The organism is Romboutsia sp., from assembly GCF_035470145.1.
In the GTDB taxonomy this organism is placed as follows: Bacteria; Bacillota; Clostridia; order Peptostreptococcales; family Peptostreptococcaceae; genus Romboutsia_D.
The window spans coordinates 1-3009 of sequence record NZ_DATIRC010000420.1; the positions used below are offsets into that span (position 1 = coordinate 1).

Sequence of the window (3009 nt, forward strand, 5' to 3'; positions counted from 1 at the left end):
AACTTTCTCTATAAAAGAAATTGAAGTGTTAATATCTATAAGAGAATCACACTCTCCATGTATGCACATTATAGGTATATTAACTTCTTTATTGAGTAAATTTATTGGATTTGCTTTATCTATTTTTCCTTTATACACATAATTGTTAATTAATATCTTAGAATAAGTTGATGTACATTTAAGAAAATCTAATACTCCAGATATAGATATAAATCCCTTTAAAATATTATGATCTATATTATATTTTTCTTGTCTTTCGTAATCAAATACAAGATGAGAAGCTAATTCTCCTCCTGCTGAATATCCTGCAACTATTATATTATTAACAGTAGGATTATTTTTAATATAATGGCTTAAAGCTTTAAATACATCTTCTACTTGACACGGATATCTATAAAATGGTACTAGTCTATATCCAGCAAGTATAGTAGTATATCCCATTTTATAAAAATACTTCCCAACGCCGCTATATAAGGAAGGACTTCCATGCCACCAACCACCTCCATGTACAAAAAATATTGTAGCTTTGATTTTATTTTTATTATTTTCTTGTTCGTATATTTTATAATAATTCCTTTTATCATCACCATATTTTATATTTTGACCTTTTATATTAAAATCTTTTATATAACTATATGTTATTGTTCTATTGATATTAATTATTTTTCTCTTAAGTTTACTAAACTTAAATATTCTCATATAATTTACCTTTCTTTTAATAAGATTTGAATTAAAGTATAAAACTTAAACCTATAATGATATACTTTTTATCAATTTACACATATATTCTAATTAAACAATATTTTAAAGAATTATTTCAAACTTTAAAAAACATATAAAATAATAGTTTTCCTATATATAAAAAGACATGAATTTTTAAAAATCATGTCTTTTTATTTCTTATTATATATTATATGCTCGTTTTTATTATTTATATTATTAATATATTTTTATTTAATAAATATATTAGAGTTTTTGTATTCTTATTACTTAAGTTACATACTATATAATAAGTGTTATTAAAAAAATTGGATAATATATCAATATTTAATTTATAAAGCTTTTAAAGCTGCCATATTTAATAAACTCCATGGTTTATTAAAGTGTGGTTGGAAGAAGAAGTCTGTCATAGCTAACTCTTCTATAGTCATTTCATTTTGTATAATTACTGATAAAGTATTTATATATTGAGTCAAATCTATTTTTGAAATAATTTGACCACCTAGTATTTTTCTACTATCTTTATCAAATACTAATTTCAAAGTTGCTTCTTCAAAAGTTGGCATAAACTCTGGTCTGCAGTTATCTTTAACTGTTACAGAAGCTATGTTAAAGTTTGTTGTATTTTTAGCTACTTCTTCAGTAAGTCCAGTTGAGGCTATACATTGGTCATATATTTTTATTCCTGAAGTACCTTGTGTTCCCATATACTTAAGAGTTGGAGCTACTAAGTTTTTGCCAATTAAAGTACCCATTCTAATTGCATTTGTAGCTAATGGAATATATCTAGTATCTTCAGATGGATTAAACTTAACTACACAACAATCTCCTGCTGCAAATACATCTTTTCTACTAGTTCTCATGTATTCATCTATTATAATAGCTCCATTAGGTAAAGTATCTAATTTACCTTTTACTAGTTTAGTATTAGGAGCAAACCCTATACATAATATTACTAAATCAGCTTTAAATTCACCTTTATCAGTTATTACTTTAGATAATTTACCATCAATTCCTTCGAATTTTTGAACTTTTTGATCTAATACTAAATTAACACCTTTGTTTTTAAACTCAGCTTGTGCTACATCTGTAAACTCTTTATCTAAGTACTTAGCCATTATTCTGTTTTCTGCATCTATTAATGTAGTATTTTTACCTTGTATTTCAAAAGCTTCTGCAAGTTCTACACCAATATATCCAGCACCGATTATAACTACATTTTTAGCATTTTGACTTCTTTTAATAATATCTTTTGCATGGTCATAGTTTTTACATAAAACTATATTTTCTAATTTACCACCTTCAAAGTTTGGTACTATTGGCCAAGAACCTAATGTAAGAACTAATTTATCATAATTATCTTCAAATACTTCGTTAGTTAATAAGTTTTTAACTGTTATAGCTTTATTTTCAAAATTTATATCTAAAACTTCATGTTTCATATTAGTTTTAACACCTATAGATTGCAAATTTTCTGGTGAATTATAAAATAATTTTTCTGTTGTATCTATGACTTTACCAACATTTAATGCTATTCCACAAGATAAGAATGATAAATTGTCATTTTTTTCATAAACTATTATTTCACTTTGTGGGTATTTCTCTTTGATATTAACTACTGCAGCAGTTCCTGCATGCGTACATCCTATAACTATAACTTTCATACTTACTACCTCCAACATTAACAATTTATTAGCATGTGGTATTTATACCCATTGCGTTAATCTTTAAACAAACTTGTAATTATTTTTCATTCTATATTTTTGAAAAAAATTTTCCTCAATTTTTAGGTGTTTTTTTATTCATAAAAATACCGCCTAGATAATTTATGTTTCTATACTTTATCATATGTATATTATAGCTATAAATTTTTAGTGCATAAAAAAAAGACCTTAAGGTCTTTTTTTCAAACAATCTATATATTATAATATAGTTATGTTTTCTGCTTGAGGTCCTCTAGCACCTTTAACTATATTAAAGCTTACTTTTTGTCCTTCTTCTAATGATTTGAATCCATCAGTTTGTATAGCTGAGAAATGTGCGAATACATCGTCTCCACCTTCTACTGATATAAATCCAAAACCTTTTTCATTGTTAAACCATTTTACTATTCCGTTAGTCATTTGCTAATTCTCCATAACCTTTTTATAAAGGCTTTTCTTTTTTTATTTATTACATATATAATTATACACTATTTTTTGAAATAATATACACTATTTTGAAAATATTTTTTGGTAATGAATATATCAATATGAATATTAAGGCAAATAGTTAATAAATGAGCAATGT

At 24.8% G+C, this 3009-nt stretch carries 3 protein-coding genes; all 3 read right to left on the reverse strand.

Translation table 11 applies throughout. The annotated features are described in order from the left end of the window. On the reverse strand, nt 1–699 hold a 699-nt coding region (locus VLM92_RS16575; RefSeq protein WP_325277429.1), incomplete at its 3' end, for an alpha/beta hydrolase. Nucleotides 700–1052: 353 nt separating this feature from the next. Then, nucleotides 1053–2384 carry an FAD-dependent oxidoreductase gene (locus VLM92_RS16580; protein ID WP_325277430.1) on the reverse strand — a complete coding sequence of 444 codons (1332 nt, stop codon included), beginning with the start codon at nt 2382–2384 and terminating at the stop codon, nt 1053–1055. Between the two features lie 258 nt (nt 2385–2642). Continuing rightward, the gene (locus tag VLM92_RS16585) at nt 2643–2843 is read right to left on the reverse strand and encodes a cold-shock protein (RefSeq protein ID WP_325277431.1); all 201 of its coding nucleotides are present in this window, start codon (nt 2841–2843) and stop codon (nt 2643–2645) included. Nucleotides 2844–3009: the final 166 nt, after the last annotated feature.

Bases quoted from the DNA above. Each gene is read 5' to 3' on its own strand.
- VLM92_RS16580 (WP_325277430.1), bottom strand. From the start codon at position 2,384: ATGAAAGTTATAGTTATAGGATGTACGCATGCAGGAACTGCTGCAGTA.
- VLM92_RS16585 (WP_325277431.1), bottom strand. From the start codon at position 2,843: ATGACTAACGGAATAGTAAAATGGTTTAACAATGAAAAAGGTTTTGGA.